The 882-nt window shown below is 34.6% G+C and carries 1 protein-coding gene; it reads right to left on the bottom strand.

Annotated features, from left to right (window positions below; all coding sequences use genetic code 11):
• The coding region (locus tag KI356_RS27110) for a flagellin N-terminal helical domain-containing protein (protein WP_498066724.1) at positions 1-678 on the bottom strand (678 nt) is incomplete at its 3' end.
• Positions 679-882 lie beyond the last annotated feature (204 nt).

Below are 882 nucleotides of genomic sequence, written 5' to 3'. Positions count from 1 at the left end.
ATCATGAGCAGTTTTAGCTGCAACGTAAGTTTTAGCAACAGCATCTCCATCAAGAGCTTTTTTAGCATCGATGAATGCAGTCGCTGCTACATTTTTTGCTAATGCGTCTTTAGCGTCAACATAATTTTTAGCTTCAGTACTTCCAACAGCACCAACTGTTAAGTCTTTAATACCTAATGCTTCAAGGGTAGCAGATTTTAAATCAATACCGATTTGTTTAGTAGAATCATGTGAATCAAGAGTTTGAATATCGATAGTTTGGTTACCATTTAATAGGTTTTTGTCATTGAATTGTGTGTTGTCTGCAATGTAAGTGATTTGCTCTTTTAATGCAGAAAATTCTTTTTGAAGAGCAACTTGGTTTTTGTCAGTATTCGTACCATTTGCAGATTGGTTAGCGATGTCACGCATACGAAGTAAGATGTTAGATACAGAGTTCATTGCTGAATCAGCTGTACGGATTAATGACATACCGTCTTGTGTGTTGTTAGCAGCTACGCTTAATCCGCTTTCACGTGCACGCATACGAGTTGCGATTGCAAGACCTGCTGCATCGTCAGAAGCGTTGTTGATACGTTTACCGCTTGATAAACGGTCCATAGCGTTACTCATTTTAGCTTGGTTTTGGCGCATGTATTCTTGTGTACGCATGCTATTAATATTTGTATTGATTCTCATGTAAAGAACCCCCATTTTTTTATATTGACTTTTCTGCAAATTGAAAAACGGTAATATGCGAAAAAATCGATTTCGAATTTATTGTAAGTCTTGCTATATCAAGTGTCAACTTAAAATTTGAATTAATAAATATAAAAAAATAACAGTTTAGCAATTTAGTTGTTTTTTTATTACAAAGGATTATTGCAAACTTTTTTAAAAAAC

The organism is Bacillus hominis (assembly GCF_018332515.1).
In the GTDB taxonomy this organism is placed as follows: domain Bacteria; phylum Bacillota; class Bacilli; order Bacillales; family Bacillaceae_G; genus Bacillus_A; species Bacillus_A hominis.
Note: the sequence above shows the minus strand (reverse complement) of the source record. Positions and strands in the feature narration are given on the sequence as shown.